Raw genomic sequence first — 16,437 nt, 5'->3', positions numbered from 1 at the left:
TTCAGGCCTCCTTCATGCGTTGCCGCGCGTGTTTTATATCGGAAAACCACAAGAGTCCCCGTTGCAGGGCGATAAACAGAAACAGCAATATACCGATAGCAATTTTCGTCCACCATGAAGACAGCGTTCCGTCGAAAACAATGTAGGTCTGGATCAGCCCCTGTATGAGAATGCCGACGAATGTGCCTGCCACAAGGCCCGCGCCGCCCGTCAGGAGCGTCCCGCCGATCACCACCGAAGCGATGGCGTCGAGTTCCACGCCGACCGTCGCCAGCGAATAGCCGGATGAGGTGTAAAGCGTATAGACGATCCCGGCGAGGCCGGAAAGCACGCCCGACATCGTATAGATGCCGATTGTGGTGCGGGCAATCGGAACGCCCATCAGTTCCGCCGATTGCTGGTTGCCGCCAAGCGCATAGATATTGGCGCCGAAGCGCGTGCGATGGGCGATGATGCCGCCGACGATGAAGACCGCGAGCATGAGCATGGCGATGAATGTCAGCCTTCCGCCGCCCGGAAGCCGGAGATAAAGCCCCTGCAAGGTATCGAGAAACGGATGCGCTATGGGCACGGATTGAGTGGAGATGAGGAAGGCCGCGCCGCGTGCCAGAAACATGCCGGCAAGCGTGGCGACGAAAGGCGGGATGCCAAGGAAATGGATCATCACGCCCATCCACGCCCCGAACAAAGCCGCGATCACCAGAATGAGCGCGAATGCCACGAGCGGGTGCACGCCGAGCTGCCCCACCAGAACGGCGACGAAGACGCTGGTGAAAGCGATGACCGAGCCGACCGAAAGGTCGATGCCGCCCGAAAGGATCACGAATGTCATGCCGACGGCGGCAATGCCCAGAAAGGCATTGTCGGTCAGAAGATTGCCGATCACCCGCGTCGACAGCATGTTCGGAAACTGGATGATACAGATCGCATAGGCAAGCAGGAAGATTGCGACGGTTGTCAGGAAAGGCAGATTGCGTAGCGCTCTCATTGCTGTGCTCCCTGCTGGCTGTGGCGGACCGGCTTGGCTCCGTCTCCCTTGCGCTCGGAGCGCAGGAAGGCGATCAGCTGGACGATGGCCGGTGACTGGAAGGTGAGTACGATCACGATGATGATCGCCTTGATGATGAGGTTGAATTCCGGTGGAAAGCCCGCCATCAGGATGCCGGTATTGATCGACTGGATGATGAGAGCGCCGAGCAGCGAGGCCATGATCGAGAAACGTCCGCCATTGAGCGACGTGCCGCCGATGACGACCGCCAGAATGGCGTCGAGCTCCAGCCACAGCCCTGCATTGTTGGCGTCAGCGCCGCGAATATCCGCCGCCGCGATCAGCCCGGCAAGGGCTGCGCCAACGCCGGAAACCGCATAGACGCTGAACAGGAGAAAGTGCGCCTTGACCCCTGCCAGCATCGCCGCGCGACGGTTGATGCCGGTTGCTTCGATCAGGAAGCCGAGCGCGCTCGTGCGCACGGCAAGGCCCACCGCGAGACCGGCCAGGATCCAGATCAGGACCGGAACGGGCACGCCGAGGAAGGAGCCGGAACCAAGTGCGGCAAAGGAATCATTGTTGAAGGTCAGGATCGCGCCTTCGGTGATAAGCTGCGCGATGCCGCGCCCCGCCACCATCAGGATGAGCGTTGCAATGATGGGCTGGAGATCGAAGACGGCGACCAGGAAGCCGTTCCACAAGCCGCAGAGCAGGCCGACGCCAAGTGCGGCCGGAATGACGATAGCAAGCGGATAGCCCGCCACGATGAGCGAAGCGGCAAAGGCGCCGCTGATCGCCATCACCGCGCCGACCGAAAGGTCGATGCCGCGGGTTGCGATCACAAGCGTCATGCCGACGGACAGGATGGCCACGGGCGCCGCACGCACCAGAATATCGATCAGGCTGCCATAGAGGCGTCCGTTCTGGAAGGAGATGTCGAGAAATCCAGGCGCGATGATGGTGTTCGCCGCCAGAATGAGCACGAGGGCAGCGAGCTGGGGGGCAAGTCTTTTCAGTTTTCTGGTCATGCGGGCAATCATGCTGCCGCTTCCTTTTCGCTTCCGGTCTCTGCGATTGCGCGCACGATATTGTCGGCGGTGATTTCCTCGCCTTTCAGTTCCGCGACATGGCGGCGATCCGAGAGGACGACGACACGGTTGGCCACGGCGGCAAGCTCCTCGAATTCCGACGAGATGATGACGAGCGACATGCCTTCCGCGCAAAGCTCGCCGATGAGCTTGAGGATTTCGGCATGGGCGCCGATATCGATGCCGCGCGTCGGCTCATCCAGGATCAGGAGACGCGGATCGGTAGCGAGCCAGCGCGCCAGAATGGCTTTCTGCTGGTTGCCGCCGGACAGGAACTTGATCGGCTTGTCGGGATCGGGAGGCCGGATATCAAGCGCCTTGATATAGCGCTGGGCAAGCGCCGTCTTCTCGCGTGCAGAGATCGGTCTCGACCAGCCACGCTTCGCCTGAACGGCGAGCGCGATGTTTTCGGCCACCGAAAAATCGCCGATGATGCCATCGGTCTTGCGCTCTTCCGGACAAAAGGCAAAGCGCTCGGCAATCGCCGCAACGGGCGAGGGCAGCCGGGTCTCCTTTCCATCGACGGTCAGGCTTCCGCTATCGGTCTGATCGACGCCGAACATCAAAAGCGCGGTTTCGGTGCGGCCGGAACCGAGCAGCCCGGCAATGCCGACGGCTTCTCCGGGCCTGATCGAGAGATCGAACGGGGCAACGCTGCTCTTTTTGCCGAAGTCCGAAAAACGGATCGGCGCGACCGTTTCCGCGCTGACATCCTCGGTGAGCTGGCGGCGCACGGTTTCCTGCAATTGATGGCCCAGCATCATGGAAATAAGGTCGGTGCGCGGCAGGTCCGACAGGTTTCGACTGCCGACCAGACGACCGTTGCGCAGCACCGTCGCGCAATCAGCAATCGCGTAGACCTGATCCAGAAAATGGGTGATGACGACGATGCCAAGGCCGTCGGCCTTCAACTGGCGCAGAACGCCGAAAAGCATTTCGACTTCACGCGCGTCGAGACTGGCGGTCGGCTCATCGAGCACCAGCACCTTGCCGGAAAGATCGACGGCGCGGGCAATGGCGATGATCTGGCGGATGGCGACGGAATAGGCAGACAGAGGCGCACCGACATCAATAGTGAGGCCGTAGCGGGAAAGGAGCTGCGCCGCATCCCTTTCCATCCGCCCGCGATCGACCAGCCCGAAGCGCCTGGGCTGGCGTCCAAGGAACAGGTTTTCCGCAACCGTCAGGTTTTCGAGCAGGTTGACCTCCTGATAGACGGTGCCAATGCCGAGCGTCTGGGCTTCCGCCACGGATGCGGGCGCAATCGGCTGGCCTTCAAGCAGGATCGATCCATCGAAGCCGTGATAGGCCCCGGTCAGGATCTTGATGAGCGTGGATTTGCCCGCGCCGTTTTCGCCGAGCAAGGCGTGGATTTCACCGCGGTGAAGCGTGAAATCGACATGGTCGAGCGCGGTTACGCCCAGAAAGGATTTGGTGATCGAACGGGCTTCAAGAAGCGGTGTTCCCACCGCCGATGCAGCGTCTTTTGCAGCCATGGCATTCTTCCGTTTGCGCTTCGCAAAGGGGTATCCGGGCCGACAGCGGCCCGGATGAAGCGGATCAGTAGCCGAGGCCCTTCTTGGCTTCGTAGACGGCCTTCGGATCGTCAGCCTGTGTGTAAAGCTTCGATTCCGTCTGGATCCATTTCGGCGGAACGGTGCCCTTGTCCTTGAAGGCTTCAATCGCGTCGAAGGCCGGGCCTGCCATGTTCGGCGTCAGCTCGACGGTTGCGTTGGCTTCTCCAGCCGCCATGGCCTGAAAGATATCCGGCACGGAGTCGATCGACACGATCTTGATTTCCGTACCCGGCTTCAGGCCAGCTTCCTTGATGGCCTGGATGGCGCCGACGGCCATGTCGTCATTATGGGCGTAGACCGCACAGATATTCTTGCCGCCGCCTTCGGCCTTGATGAAGCTTTCCATGACTTCCTTGCCCTTGGTGCGGGTGAAGTCACCGGTCTGCGAACGGGTGATCTTGATGTTGTCGTGTCCCTTGATCGCGTCCTCAAAGCCCTTCTTGCGGTTGATGGCAGGCGAGGAGCCGGTGGTGCCCTGAAGCTCAACCACGTTGCATGGCTTGTCGCCCACATCCTTCACCAGCCAGTCGCCGGCCACCTTGCCTTCATGCACCTGGTCGGAAGTGACGGCGGTGAGGTAAAGATCTTCCGGGGAATCGATCTGGCGATCAAGCAGGACGACCGGAATTTCCGCTTCCTTGGCTTCCTTCAAGACCGCATCCCAGCCGGTGGAAACGACCGGCGCGATAAGGATCGCATCGACTCCTTGAGCAATGAAGCCGCGGACGGCCTTGATCTGGTTTTCCTGCTTCTGCTGGGCGTCGGCGAATTTCAGCGTATAGCCGCGCTTTTCGGCTTCCTGCTTGGTCAGGGCCGTTTCTGCGGCGCGCCAGCCCGATTCCGAACCGATCTGCGAAAAGCCGACCGTCAGCGATGCGGCGGATGCGCTCGAAATCAGGGCAAGCGATAGTGCGGCCGTCAGAGCCGCCAGACTGCGTTTCATGATAGTTCCTCCCAATAATAAGGCCCTCCCGGCCTTCGTGTTTATGAAGCATATAATATTACTTTATGGCAAGCGCCTTTCGATAATTCCCAATAAAATGCTGGTGCGACAAACGGGCAATATCTAAATTTATGAATATGAAACAAAGGCTTGTATCATTGCGCGGGGAGCAGCTTTTCTGAACGATGCATGTGGGGGCGTCTGCTTGCTTGACAAAGCAGGCTGCAGCAAAATAGTCATATTAATAACGCGAACCGTGGATTGACGCCTTCTGGTGTTTTTCAAGCGGTCAGGGTGAATTCCGCAAAGGGTAATGCGGAAAACGGGAGGTTTAATGTTACGTCTGGTCCAGTTCCGCGACGAAAGCGGAGAAATGCGTGTGGCTGCCTGCAATGACGAGGGAGCGGCGCATGTCGTCAGGGGCGTGGCAACGACCTATGAACTGGCCTCGGCGGCAATTGCCGCAGGCATCAGCCTTGAAGAACAGGTGGCGAAGAGCGGCAAGGGCGAAGCTGTCGATATCGATGCCGCCCTGGCAGCGGGCCGCGTCGGCCTGCCGATCACGCATGCCGATCCGGCGCATCTGATCGTGGCCGGTACGGGCTTGACGCATCTGGGTTCCGCCGATGGCCGCGACAAGATGCACAAGGCCGCGCAGGCTGCCGAGAAGCCGACCGATTCCATGCGCATGTTCCTGATGGGCGTCGAAGGCGGCAAGCCGAAGCCAGGGGAGACCGGCGTTCAGCCGGAATGGTTCTACAAGGGCGACGGCTCCGCGCTGGTCGCTACCGGCGGCGAACTGGTTTCGCCTTCCTTTGCCGAAGATGGCGGCGAAGAGCCGGAGCTTGCAGGCATCTATCTGATCGGCCCGGATGGTACACCGTTCCGGCTCGGCTTCTGCCTTGCCAACGAGTTTTCCGACCATGTGACCGAAAAGCAGAACTATCTCTGGCTTGCCCATTCCAAGCTGCGGCAGGCGGCGCTTGGGCCAGAGCTTTATGTGGGCGCGCTGCCGGATCATGTGGAAGGCGTTTCGCGCATTCGTCGCGGCGATAAGATCATTTTTGAAAAGCCGTTCCTGTCGGGCGAAGCGAACATGTCGCACACCATCGCCAATCTGGAACATCACCATTTCAAATATGAGCTGTTCCGCCGTCCGGGCGACATTCATGTTCACTTCTTCGGCACGGCGACCCTGTCCTTCTCGGAAGGTGTTAAGACGGAAACTGGCGACCGGTTCGAGATTTCCGCCAAGCCATTCCGCTATGCGCTGGTCAACAGGCTGGCGCAGGCGGTCGCCGAAGACGTTGTTGTGAAGGCGCTCTGAAATGGCGGCTGAATCGAACATCGCTGTCGCAATCGTCGGTCTCGGCAAGATCGCGCGCGACCAGCATCTGCCGTCCATCGAGGCCGTCGATGGCATCGAGCTGAAAGCCATCGCCAGCCGCAATGCCGGGCTGGATGGCCTGCCGTCCTTTCACGATATCGATGCGCTGCTTGGCAGCGATGTCGCCATTGACGCGGTGTCGCTCTGCACGCCGCCGCAAGGGCGTTTTCAACAGGCTTACGCCGCCCTGAAGGCGCGCAAGCATGTGATGCTGGAAAAACCTCCGGGCGCGACCATTTCGGAAGTGCAGGCGCTGGAACGGCTCGCGCAAGCGGCAGGCGTGACGCTTTATGCCACATGGCATTCGCGGGAAGCGGCGGCGGTCGAACCGGCGCGGGAATTCCTGAAAGATGCGGAAATCCGTTCGGTCTCGGTCATATGGAAGGAAGATGTGCGCCACTGGCATCCCGGCCAGCAATGGATATGGGAGCCGGGCGGGCTCGGCGTGTTCGATCCGGGCATCAATGCGCTTTCCATCGTGACGCATATCCTGCCGGAGCGCTTTTTCCTGACGCAGTCCGATCTGTATTTTCCTGAAAACCGCGCAGCGCCGATTGCCGCCGATCTCAAATTTGAGACGGAAAGCGGCATTCCGGTTTCGTTCGAGCTGGACTGGCGCCAGACCGGCCCCCAGACCTGGGACATTCGCGTCGAGACCGACAAGGCTACGGTTCTTCTCAGCCATGGCGGCAGCCGTCTGGCCATTGCCGGAACCGAGAAGATGGCCGAGCCGGACCGCGAATATCAACGACTTTACAAGCGTTTCGTGCAATTGATCCGTGCGGGGCGTTCGGATGTCGATCTCGCTCCGCTGACCCATGTGGCCGATGCGTTTCTGCTCGGAAAGCGGCATGTCGTCGAAGCATTTGAAGATTAAAGCGCATCCCGAAAAGTGTGAAACGGTTTTCGGACAAGATGCACGATGAACCAAACATTCAGAATGTCGATCTGATTTCAAGGATCGGCGTCGAAGGAATCGAGACCGCTTTCCGGTCTCTTACCCACGCAGGACAATGAAATGAACAAGCCCGTCTCTCCGAAACCGCCAAAGTTCCGCTCCCGCGCCTGGTTCGACAATCCCGATAATGTCGACATGACCGCGCTCTATCTGGAGCGCTACATGAATTACGGCCTGAGCCAGGAAGAGCTGCAGTCCGGTCGCCCGATCATCGGCATTGCGCAGACGGGTTCCGACCTCTCGCCTTGCAACCGTCATCATCTGGAACTGGCCAAGCGCGTGCGCGAAGGCGTGCGCGAGGCTGGCGGCATCGTCATCGAGTTTCCGGTCCATCCGATCCAGGAAACCGGCAAGCGCCCGACGGCGGGCCTCGACCGCAACCTTGCCTATCTCGGCCTCGTGGAAGTGCTCTATGGCTACCCGCTCGATGGCGTCGTGCTGACGATCGGCTGCGACAAGACCACGCCCGCATGCCTGATGGCGGCGGCAACGGTCAACATCCCAGCCATCGCCCTTTCGGTCGGACCGATGCTCAATGGCTGGTTCCGTGGCGAACGCACCGGTTCGGGCACCATCGTCTGGAAGGCGCGCGAACTGCTCGCCAAGGGCGAGATCGACTATCAGGGCTTCGTGAAGCTCGTTGCTTCGTCTGCTCCATCGACCGGCTATTGCAACACGATGGGCACGGCGACGACGATGAACTCGCTTGCCGAAGCGCTCGGCATGCAGCTTCCCGGTTCCGCCGCCATTCCGGCGCCGTATCGCGACCGTCAGGAAGTGGCCTATCTCACCGGACGCCGCATCGTGGAAATGGTTCATGAAGACCTGAAGCCGTCGGATATTCTGACCAAGGATGCCTTCGTCAATGCGATCCGCGTCAATTCCGCTATCGGCGGCTCGACCAATGCGCCGATCCACCTGAACGCGCTGGCCCGCCATGTCGGCGTGGACCTGACGGTGGATGACTGGCAGAAATATGGTGAGGAAATTCCGCTTCTGGTCAATCTCCAGCCCGCCGGTGAATATCTCGGCGAGGACTATTATCATGCCGGCGGCGTCCCGGCTGTCGTCAATCAGCTGATGGGGCAGGGCCTCATCAATGAGGACGCGCTGACCGTCAACGGCAAGACCATTGGCGAGAACTGCAGGAACGCGACCATTGAAGACGGTAATGTCATCAAGACCTACGACCAGCCGTTGAAGAAACATGCCGGTTTCCGCGTGCTGCGCGGCAATCTGTTCTCGTCGGCGATTATGAAGCTGAGCGTGATTTCGGACGAGTTCCGCAATCGCTACCTGTCCGACGACAAGGATCCGAATGCCTTTGAAGGCAAGGCGGTCGTGTTCGATGGACCGGAGGATTATCATCACCGTATCGACGATCCGTCGCTGGAAATCGACGAGCATACGGTACTGTTCATGCGCGGTGCCGGTCCGATCGGCTATCCGGGCGCGGCGGAAGTCGTCAACATGCGCGCGCCGGATTATCTCTTGAAGAAGGGCATTACTTCGCTGCCTTGCATCGGCGACGGTCGCCAGTCGGGCACATCGGGTTCGCCTTCGATCCTCAACGCTTCGCCGGAAGCTGCGGCAGGCGGCGGACTGGCCATTTTGAAGACCGGCGACCGCGTGCGCATCGATCTCGGTCGCGGCACGGCGGATATTCTCATCTCGGATGAGGAACTGGCCGAGCGCCGCAAGGCGCTGGAAGCTGCGGGCGGCTATAAATATCCGGAAAGCCAGACGCCGTGGCAGGAAATCCAGCGCGCCGTTGTCGGCCAGATGGAAACCGGCGCGGTTCTGGAAAATGCGGTCAAGTATCAGGATATCGCGCATACGCGCGGCCTGCCGCGAGACAATCACTAAGGCCGGTCCCGATGGCTCTCGATAAAAAGCCATTTGCAGCAGCAGCGGACTGGGGCACCACCCGGTTCCGCCTCTGGACGCTGGATGCCGATGGCAATGTGCTGGGCGAAAGCCGCGGCGATGACGGTCTGCTGCAGGCAAAGGAAGCCGGTTTCGAGCCAACGCTCGAACGGCACCTTGCTTCTGTCGGCGCACCGGACGATCTGCCGGTGGTGATATGCGGCATGGCCGGTTCGCGGACCGGCTGGATCGAAGCGCCCTATATGAGCCTGCCCGCCGGGCTGGAGGGCATCGTGAAGGCGGCGGTGCGCGTGCCTGCGCGTCGCCACGTCATCATGCTGCCGGGTGTCGCGCGCCGGGACGAATTGGCCCCGGACGTGATGCGTGGCGAGGAAACCAAGCTTCTGGGCCTCGTGCATCGCGGAACGCGGGATGCGGTGGTGGTCATGCCCGGCACCCATGCCAAATGGGTGCGGATTGCCGATGGCGGTCTCGCCGATTACCGCACCTTCATGACCGGCGAAATGTTCGCTCTCCTGAAAGACAAATCTGTGCTGGCCGGTGCGCTGGAAGGTGCGGGTGCGGTCGATCCGAATGGCCAGGCTTTCGCTGCGGGTGTGAAAGCCTCGCTGGAAAGTCCGGCCCTGATTTCCAACGCGCTTTTTTCCGTTCGTGCAGGCTGGCTCGTGCATGATCGCAAGCCGACGGACCAATTGGCCCGTTTGTCGGGCCTGCTGATCGGGCTGGAAGTCGCTGGCGGGCGCACGCTCCACGGCGGCGCTGAAGAAGTGCTGCTCCTTTCGGACGACACGATGGGGGCGCTTTATGCCAGCGCGCTTGAAATCGCGGGGCTGAAGGTCCGGCGTGTGGCGGCGGACGAGCTGGTACGGGATGGTCTTTTCATGGCGGCAAGGCACGCCTTCGGAGGAATTGCGCAATGAGCGGGCGCATCGCATGGCCGAAATTGCGCTATCCGCTGGTCGCTATCCTGCGCGGCATCCGCTGGCAAGAAACCGAGGCGATTGTCGGCGCGCTGATCGAGACGGGTTTCGAGGCTATCGAAATCCCGCTCAATTCGCCGGAGCCTTTTGTGTCAATCGAAAAGGCCGCGAAGCTCGCGCCTGCCAATGTGCTGATTGGCGCGGGAACAGTGTTGACCGTTGAAGATGTGGACCGCCTCAATGATGTCGGCGGCAGGCTGCTGGTGAGCCCGAATGTCGAGCCGGAGGTCATCCGCCGTGCCGGACAGCATGGCATGGTGACGATGCCGGGCGTGTTCACGCCGACGGAGGCTTTCACGGCGATCCGCGCAGGCGCGTCGGCGCTGAAATTCTTTCCGGCAAGCGTGCTGGGTGCTGACGGCATCAAGGCGGTATGCGCCGTCTTGCCGAAGGATGTTCCTGTCGGCGCCGTGGGTGGCGTTTCCGAGGCTGATTTTGCGACCTATCGGACAGCGGGAGTAAGCTGCTTCGGTTTGGGTTCCAGTCTTTACAAGGCCGGCTTTACGGCAGCCGAGGTTCGTGAACGCGCTGAGCGTGCGGTTGCGGCATGGGACAAGATCGCGGGCTGAGGAGCTTCGCGACGGGAAGAATTCCGCGTGGCCGGAAGGTGGGGGCGGAAATTTTGGGAGAACGACAGGCAGAAAAACCTGTCCCAATTTGGGAGTGAGACAATGGCAGGCATGAAATCTCTAACACTGGCAGTCGCGATGGCCGCGCTTGCCTTTAGCGGTCTGGCGCATGCGGAAGACAAGGGTCTTGTCGCCGTCGCCATGCCGACGAAGTCTTCGGCGCGCTGGATCGCCGATGGCGACAACATGGTCAAGGTGCTGAAGGAACGCGGCTACCAGACCGATCTTCAATACGCCGAAGACGATGTGCCCAACCAGCTTGCGCAGATCGAAAACATGGTGACCAAGGGCGCCAAGGTTCTTGTCGTTGCATCGATCGACGGCACGACGCTTTCCGACGTGCTGGCCAAGGCACATGACGCAGGCATCAAGGTCATCGCCTATGATCGCCTGATCCGCGATACGCCGAATGTCGATTACTATGCCACCTTCGACAATTTCCAGGTCGGCGTGCTGCAGGCGCAGTCCATCGAGAAGGCTCTGGACCTGAAGAACAAGCCGGGCCCGTTCAATATCGAGCTTTTCGGCGGCTCGCCGGACGATAACAACGCCTACTTCTTCTACAACGGCGCGATGTCGGTGCTTCAGCCTTATATCGATAGCGGCAAGGTCGTTATCGGCAGCGGCCAGACCGGCATGGACAAGGTGGCGACCCTGCGCTGGGACGGTGCAACCGCTCAGGCGCGCATGGATTCGATCCTTTCCGCCTATTATGCCGATAAGAAGCTCGACGCGGTCCTGTCGCCTTATGACGGCATTTCCATCGGTATCCTGTCGTCGCTCAAGGGTGTAGGCTATGGCAGTGGCGACATGCCGATGCCGGTCGTCTCCGGTCAGGACGCGGAAGTGCCTTCGGTGAAGTCGATCCTCGCCGGTGAGCAGAACTCGACCATCTTCAAGGATACCCGTGAACTCGCCAAAATCACGGTCGACATGGTCGATGCGCTGATGAGCGGCAAGGAGCCGGAAGTCAACGACACCAAGACCTATGACAATGGCGTCAAGGTCGTGCCGTCCTACCTGCTCAAGCCGGTGATCGTCGACAAGTCGAACTGGAAGCAGGTTCTGGTCGATAGCGGTTACTACAAGGAAGACCAGATTCAGTAATTTATTGTTCCGGGCGTATCGGAGGATGTGCCCGGAACTATTCTGCAAGCCATTGCCCCAAACTCCCCAGCCTTTCGGCTGGGGTAGGCTTGGCGATTGACAGCGTTGTCTTTCCAGTGCGGGCAATGGTTGCAGAACTTGTAATGGGAGCGAGCGATGAATGTAGCCAATCCTGTCCTGCGCGAGCAGCCTGACGGCGAGCCGGATATCGCCGGCAAGCCGCTTCTGGAAATGCGCGGCATCAGCAAGTCTTTCGGGGTTGTCAAAGCGCTGAGCGATGTCAATTTTACCGTGATGCCGGGCGAGATCCACGCCTTTGTGGGTGAGAACGGGGCGGGCAAGTCGACCTTGATGAAGGTGCTGTCGGGGGTCTATCCGCACGGCAGCTATGAGGGGTCGATCTTCTTCGACGGCGAGGAACGGCAGTTTCGCGACATCAACGATTCCGAAGCGCTTGGCATCGTCATCATTCATCAGGAGCTGGCGCTCATACCGCTGATGACGATTGCCGAGAACATTTTCCTCGTCAACCCGCCCGCGAGCTATGGCGTCATCGACCGCAGCACGGTGCACAAGCGCACCCGCGAGCTTTTGCAAAAGGTAGGCCTGTCGGAACAGCCAGATACGCTCGTCACCGATATCGGCGTGGGCAAGCAGCAGCTTGTCGAAATCGCCAAGGCATTGTCGAAGCGCGTGCGGCTCCTGATCCTCGACGAACCGACCGCGAGCCTCAACGAGACCGACAGCGCGGCGTTGCTGGCGCTTCTGCGGGAGTTTCGCGCGCAGGGCATCACGTCGATCCTCATTTCGCACAAGCTCAATGAAATCCGCGAGGTCGCCGACAAGATCACCGTGCTGCGCGACGGCAAGGCGGTGGCCACGCTGGATTGTCATGCAGGCGAAGTGGAGGAGGACGACATCATCCGCAAGATGGTGGATCGCGACCTGGAAAGCCGCTACCCGAAGCGTGATCCCAAGATCGGCGATGTCATCTTCGAAGTCGATAACTGGTCGGTCTATCATCCGCTGCACCCTGAGCGGCATTCGGTCAAGAACGTATCGTTCAAGGTGCGGGCGGGCGAAATCGTCGGCATTGCCGGATTGATGGGCGCGGGCCGCACGGAATTCGCCATGAGCCTTTTCGGGCGTTCATGGGGAACGAATATCAGCGGCGACGCACGCATCAACGGCAGGCAGGCGGATATTTCCACCGTGGCGCGGGCGATCAAGGCAGGGCTTGCCTATGTGACCGAGGACCGCAAGAAGCTCGGCCTCGTTCTGGGCGAGAACATTTCGCGCAACATCTCGCTCGCGCATTTGCGCGGCGTCAGTCCGAAAGGCGTGATCGACGATATTCGCGAAATGAAGATCGCGAATTCCTATCGCGAGCAGATGAGCATTCGCTGCCACAACGTCTATCAGGAGACAGGCACGCTTTCGGGCGGCAACCAGCAGAAGGTCGTGCTGTCGAAGTGGCTCTTCACCGGCCCCGACGTGCTCATCCTCGACGAGCCGACGCGCGGCATCGATGTCGGCGCGAAATACGACATCTACACAATCATCAATTCACTGGCAGACAGCGGCAAGGGCGTGGTCGTCATTTCTTCGGAAATGCCGGAACTGATCGGCATCTGCGACCGCATCGTCGTCATGCATGAAGGTGCCTTCGTCGGCGAAGTCGCCGGCGAGGAAGCAACGCAGGAAAACATCATGCGCGCCATCATGCGGAACAAGGGAAAACGGCAATGAGCGAGAATATCATCGGAAGCAGTGGATCGAAAGTTCCTGCAAGCAGCGTGGGGCGTTATCTCAAGAACAATCTGCGCGAATCCGGCATGCTGCTCTCGCTGGTCGCGATCATGATATTTTTCCAGATCGTGACGGGCGGCGTGCTGATGAAGCCGCTGAACCTTACCAATCTGGTGCTGCAGAACAGCTATATCGTCATCATGGCATTGGGGATGCTTCTCATCATCGTCACCGGCCATATCGATCTTTCGGTCGGCTCGGTCTGCGGTTTTATCGGCGCGCTTGCCGCCGTGATGATGGTCAGACTCGGCGTGCCTTTTCCCATCGCGGCAATTCTCTGCCTGCTGGTGGGCGGTCTCATCGGCGCGATACAGGGGTTCTGGGTCGCCTATTTCAACATTCCGTCCTTCATCGTCACACTGGCGGGCATGCTGGTCTTCAAGGGCCTGATGCTCGCCGTGCTGGGCGGGCAGTCGGTGGGTCCGTTTCCGGTCGTGTTCCAGAAACTGTCGTCCGGCTTCATACCGGAAATCATCGGTACGACCGGCGGTGTCTATCTGACATCGCTCATCATCGGCGTGCTGCTTGCCGGTTTCATGATCTGGCAGAACGTGAAATCACGCCAGCGCCATATTGCCCATGAAGTGGAAACGGAGCCGTTCGGCCTGTTCGTCATCAAGAACATCCTGTTCTTTGCAGCGATTGCCTATCTGTCGCTCTTGATTTCCATGCATCGCGGCTTGCCCAACGTGCTCATCATCATGGCGGTTCTGATTGCGGCCTATGCGTTTCTCACCAACCGGACCGTGCTCGGACGGCAGATCTATGCAGTGGGCGGAAACCGCCATGCGGCAAAGCTTTCCGGCGTGAAGACCGAGCGGCTGACCTTCCTCGCTTTCGTCAATATGGGCGTGCTGGCAGCACTTGCCGGTCTTGTCTTCGCGGCGCGCCTCAACACGGCGACGCCCAAGGCCGGCATCGGCTTCGAGCTGGACGTGATCGCGGCCTGCTTCATCGGCGGCGCATCGGCCTATGGCGGTGTGGGCCGTGTGACGGGTGCGGTGATCGGCGCGCTCATCATGGGCGTCATGAACAACGGCATGTCGATCCTCGGCATCGGCATCGACTATCAGCAGGTCATCAAGGGGATCGTGCTGCTGGGGGCTGTTTGTATCGACGTCTATAACCAGAAGCGCTGATATTTCGGCTCTGGCGGCCTGCAAATGGCGTTGTTTTGCGCTTCCGGTGCTCACGTACCTTTAAGTACGTTGCGCGCCGGTTCTCAAACTCCACCATTTTCGGCTCACCATAACCAAAATACGCCTGGTGCTTCGCCTCAGGGGGCGGGCGAAGCTCCAGACCGCGCCGGAAGCAATTCCGGCGCGGTTCTGTGTTGGGGGAAATCATTTCAGCTTGTCTGTCGCGACGCTTATCCCTCATCCTGAGGTGCGGAGCGAAGCGAAGCCTCGAAGACGAGGGCAGGCGTTGTGCGTTTTCCCTCGCCCTTCGATCCTTCGACAAGCTCAGGATGAGGAGCGAAGAAAAATGGGTGCGTCGTGCCTCAGATCGCCGTGCGGCGGGCGTGATCGAGATAGATTTCGCGCAGGCGACGGGCGACAGGGCCGGGTTTGCCATCGCCGATGGACTTTTCATCGATGACGGTGATCGGCGTGACGAATGTGCCTGCGCTGGTGAGGAAAGCTTCCTTGGCCGCATAGGCCTCATCGATGGTGAAAAGGCGCTCCTCCAGCTTCATGCCGGTCTCGGCGATCAGTTGCAGCAGCGACAGGCGCGTGCAGCCGGGCAGGATGGAATTGCTGTTGGGGCGCGTGACGATGACGTCATCCTGTGTGACGATATAGGCGGTGGACGACGCACCTTCGGTCACATAGCCGTCCTCAATCATCCACGCTTCATCGCAGCCGGCATTCTTGGCGATTTCCTTGGCGAGCGCCTGCGGCAGCAGGCAGACCGTCTTGATATCGCGGCGCTTCCAGCGCAGATCTTCCAGCGAAAGCACGCGCGCGCCGGTTTTCAGCGCTGGCTTGTCGAGCAGGTTCGCTTCCTGGGTGAACAGGACAACCGATGGCTTCATGCCCTTTGCAGGCACGAAATCGCGGTCGCGCCCGTCGCCCCGTGTCACCTGCAGATAGACCAGGCCTTCGGTCAGATTGTTGCGGCGGATCAGCTCGCGCTCGACGGCGACGATCTCGTTTTCATCCATAGGCATCGGAATGCCGATCTCGCCGGTCGAGCGGCGCAGGCGCCGCATATGCGGTTCGCTGTCGATAAGCTTGCCTTCCAGCACGGCGGTCACTTCATAGATGCCGTCACCGAACAGAAAGCCGCGGTCAAAGATGGAAATGCGTGCATCGCGGGCGGGGACATATTCACCGTTGACGTAGACAATACGGTTTTCGAGGTCTTCTGCTGAAACGGCCATGTGGGATGAATCCTGAAGTGAAAGGGCCGCGACACAAGTCGCGGCCCTTTCATATGCCACTGAATGTTTTAAGGGAATATTTTTCGTGCGGCCTGTCTGCCTGCTGCGAACGGCTCTGGTCAGATTGCAACAATCGAGATCAGAAATGCCGTTCCCTTGCCCTTGATCGTCAGGGGCTCGGCGTTGCCGCCTGCGAAAACCGCGCAGTCCAGTTTCTCCAGGCGAACTGCCCCGGAACCTGAATTCAAATCGAGCTGGCCTTCGGCACAGAAAAGAAGCCCCGGGTTGCCATCGGCCACGGTCAATGTGGTGCCATCGACAGGCAGGCGCCTGACCTTATGGGCGAGGCGACCGCGCCGTGTCATGACGTTGAGATCGGTAATGGCCGATCCGATCAGCCGCGCACTGGAACGCGCATCGGCGGCAAAAGCCAGCGGGGCGCTTTGGCGGGTGAGCTTCGTTTCCTCCCCCTCGACATCGAGCAGGATGCCGTCTCCCTCCAGCACCGATAATGTGCGATCGATGCCGGGAAAGACGGAAAACGGGCCATCGCTGGCCACCGTGGCCATGGAAACGCGCCAGTCGAAATCATCGACTGACGCGCCTTGCGGATGAATGGCGATTTCGACCGTGACGCCGCCGCCGTTTTTCCACGGCATGCGGCGATGGTTTTCGGCCTTGAGGATCGTGAGCGCCATTCG

The 16,437-nt window shown here is 60.1% G+C and carries 14 protein-coding genes; 8 read left to right on the top strand and 6 right to left on the bottom strand.

Features of this window, described 5'->3' with window-relative positions; translation table 11 throughout:
• Position 1 precedes the first annotated feature (1 nt).
• From yjfF to ytfQ, 4 genes are all read right to left on the bottom strand, one after another.
• Entirely contained in the window at positions 2-988 is a 987-nt protein-coding gene (gene yjfF, locus ABWW28_RS13170) for a galactofuranose ABC transporter, permease protein YjfF (protein WP_021587062.1), read from the bottom strand.
• Positions 985-2,028, bottom strand: a complete 1,044-nt coding sequence (locus ABWW28_RS13165; protein ID WP_021587061.1) for an ABC transporter permease — start codon at positions 2,026-2,028, stop codon at positions 985-987. The genes yjfF and ABWW28_RS13165 overlap by 4 nt, the downstream gene beginning before the upstream one ends.
• Positions 2,025-3,572, bottom strand: a complete 1,548-nt coding sequence (locus ABWW28_RS13160; RefSeq protein ID WP_353391132.1) for a sugar ABC transporter ATP-binding protein — start codon at positions 3,570-3,572, stop codon at positions 2,025-2,027. Before ABWW28_RS13160 ends, ABWW28_RS13165 begins: the two co-directional genes overlap by 4 nt.
• Positions 3,573-3,636: 64 nt before the next feature.
• On the bottom strand, positions 3,637-4,596 hold the full coding sequence (gene ytfQ / locus ABWW28_RS13155) for a galactofuranose ABC transporter, galactofuranose-binding protein YtfQ (protein WP_006472965.1): 960 nt from the start codon (positions 4,594-4,596) through the stop codon (positions 3,637-3,639).
• Between the two features lie 334 nt (positions 4,597-4,930).
• Between ytfQ and araD1 the strand changes: the two genes are divergently transcribed.
• The 8 genes from araD1 to mmsB all read left to right on the top strand — a co-directional run bounded on the left by araD1 (position 4,931) and on the right by mmsB (position 14,492).
• Entirely contained in the window at positions 4,931-5,923 is a 993-nt protein-coding gene (gene araD1 / locus ABWW28_RS13150) for an AraD1 family protein (RefSeq protein ID WP_021587059.1), read from the top strand.
• A gap of 1 nt (position 5,924) precedes the next feature.
• Positions 5,925-6,860, top strand: coding sequence for a Gfo/Idh/MocA family protein (locus ABWW28_RS13145; RefSeq protein ID WP_021587058.1), 936 nt, complete (start codon positions 5,925-5,927; stop codon positions 6,858-6,860).
• 141 nt (positions 6,861-7,001) lie between these two features.
• Positions 7,002-8,807 carry an IlvD/Edd family dehydratase gene (locus ABWW28_RS13140; protein WP_021587057.1) on the top strand — a complete coding sequence of 602 codons (1,806 nt, stop codon included), beginning with the start codon at positions 7,002-7,004 and terminating at the stop codon, positions 8,805-8,807.
• A gap of 11 nt (positions 8,808-8,818) precedes the next feature.
• Positions 8,819-9,748, top strand: coding sequence for a 2-dehydro-3-deoxygalactonokinase (locus ABWW28_RS13135; protein WP_021587056.1), 930 nt, complete (start codon positions 8,819-8,821; stop codon positions 9,746-9,748).
• A complete protein-coding gene (locus ABWW28_RS13130) occupies positions 9,745-10,377 on the top strand; it encodes a 2-dehydro-3-deoxy-6-phosphogalactonate aldolase (RefSeq protein WP_021587055.1) in 633 nt (210 codons plus the stop codon). Before ABWW28_RS13135 ends, ABWW28_RS13130 begins: the two co-directional genes overlap by 4 nt.
• Before the next feature lie 102 nt (positions 10,378-10,479).
• Positions 10,480-11,544 (top strand): multiple monosaccharide ABC transporter substrate-binding protein, encoded by a 1,065-nt coding sequence (chvE, locus tag ABWW28_RS13125; protein WP_031346831.1) that lies wholly within the window; start codon positions 10,480-10,482, stop codon positions 11,542-11,544.
• Positions 11,545-11,700: 156 nt separating this feature from the next.
• A complete protein-coding gene (mmsA, locus tag ABWW28_RS13120; protein ID WP_006467503.1) occupies positions 11,701-13,293 on the top strand; it encodes a multiple monosaccharide ABC transporter ATP-binding protein in 1,593 nt (530 codons plus the stop codon).
• Positions 13,290-14,492, top strand: a complete 1,203-nt coding sequence (gene mmsB, locus ABWW28_RS13115; RefSeq protein ID WP_006467502.1) for a multiple monosaccharide ABC transporter permease — start codon at positions 13,290-13,292, stop codon at positions 14,490-14,492. Before mmsA ends, mmsB begins: the two co-directional genes overlap by 4 nt.
• 362 nt (positions 14,493-14,854) lie before the next feature.
• Here the strand turns inward: mmsB and ABWW28_RS13110 are convergent, their stop codons facing one another.
• Entirely contained in the window at positions 14,855-15,736 is an 882-nt protein-coding gene (locus ABWW28_RS13110; protein ID WP_021587053.1) for a D-amino-acid transaminase, read from the bottom strand.
• A gap of 119 nt (positions 15,737-15,855) precedes the next feature.
• Positions 15,856-16,434 (bottom strand): HutD/Ves family protein, encoded by a 579-nt coding sequence (locus tag ABWW28_RS13105; protein ID WP_021587052.1) that lies wholly within the window; start codon positions 16,432-16,434, stop codon positions 15,856-15,858.
• Positions 16,435-16,437 lie beyond the last annotated feature (3 nt).

Source organism: Brucella sp. NBRC 14130, assembly GCF_040371715.1.
Classification (GTDB): Bacteria; Pseudomonadota; Alphaproteobacteria; order Rhizobiales; family Rhizobiaceae; genus Brucella; species Brucella intermedia.
This window is presented reverse-complemented; position numbering and strand designations above follow the sequence as displayed.

Bases quoted from the DNA above. Each gene is read 5' to 3' on its own strand.
- ABWW28_RS13145 (WP_021587058.1), top strand. From the start codon at position 5,925: ATGGCGGCTGAATCGAACATCGCTGTCGCAATCGTCGGTCTCGGCAAG.
- ABWW28_RS13165 (WP_021587061.1), bottom strand. From the start codon at position 2,028: ATGATTGCCCGCATGACCAGAAAACTGAAAAGACTTGCCCCCCAGCTC.
- ABWW28_RS13140 (WP_021587057.1), top strand. From the start codon at position 7,002: ATGAACAAGCCCGTCTCTCCGAAACCGCCAAAGTTCCGCTCCCGCGCC.
- ytfQ (WP_006472965.1), bottom strand. From the start codon at position 4,596: ATGAAACGCAGTCTGGCGGCTCTGACGGCCGCACTATCGCTTGCCCTG.
- ABWW28_RS13110 (WP_021587053.1), bottom strand. From the start codon at position 15,736: ATGGCCGTTTCAGCAGAAGACCTCGAAAACCGTATTGTCTACGTCAAC.
- mmsA (WP_006467503.1), top strand. From the start codon at position 11,701: ATGAATGTAGCCAATCCTGTCCTGCGCGAGCAGCCTGACGGCGAGCCG.
- chvE (WP_031346831.1), top strand. From the start codon at position 10,480: ATGGCAGGCATGAAATCTCTAACACTGGCAGTCGCGATGGCCGCGCTT.
- ABWW28_RS13135 (WP_021587056.1), top strand. From the start codon at position 8,819: ATGGCTCTCGATAAAAAGCCATTTGCAGCAGCAGCGGACTGGGGCACC.
- yjfF (WP_021587062.1), bottom strand. From the start codon at position 988: ATGAGAGCGCTACGCAATCTGCCTTTCCTGACAACCGTCGCAATCTTC.
- araD1 (WP_021587059.1), top strand. From the start codon at position 4,931: ATGTTACGTCTGGTCCAGTTCCGCGACGAAAGCGGAGAAATGCGTGTG.
- ABWW28_RS13130 (WP_021587055.1), top strand. From the start codon at position 9,745: ATGAGCGGGCGCATCGCATGGCCGAAATTGCGCTATCCGCTGGTCGCT.
- ABWW28_RS13105 (WP_021587052.1), bottom strand. From the start codon at position 16,434: ATGGCGCTCACGATCCTCAAGGCCGAAAACCATCGCCGCATGCCGTGG.
- ABWW28_RS13160 (WP_353391132.1), bottom strand. From the start codon at position 3,572: ATGGCTGCAAAAGACGCTGCATCGGCGGTGGGAACACCGCTTCTTGAA.
- mmsB (WP_006467502.1), top strand. From the start codon at position 13,290: ATGAGCGAGAATATCATCGGAAGCAGTGGATCGAAAGTTCCTGCAAGC.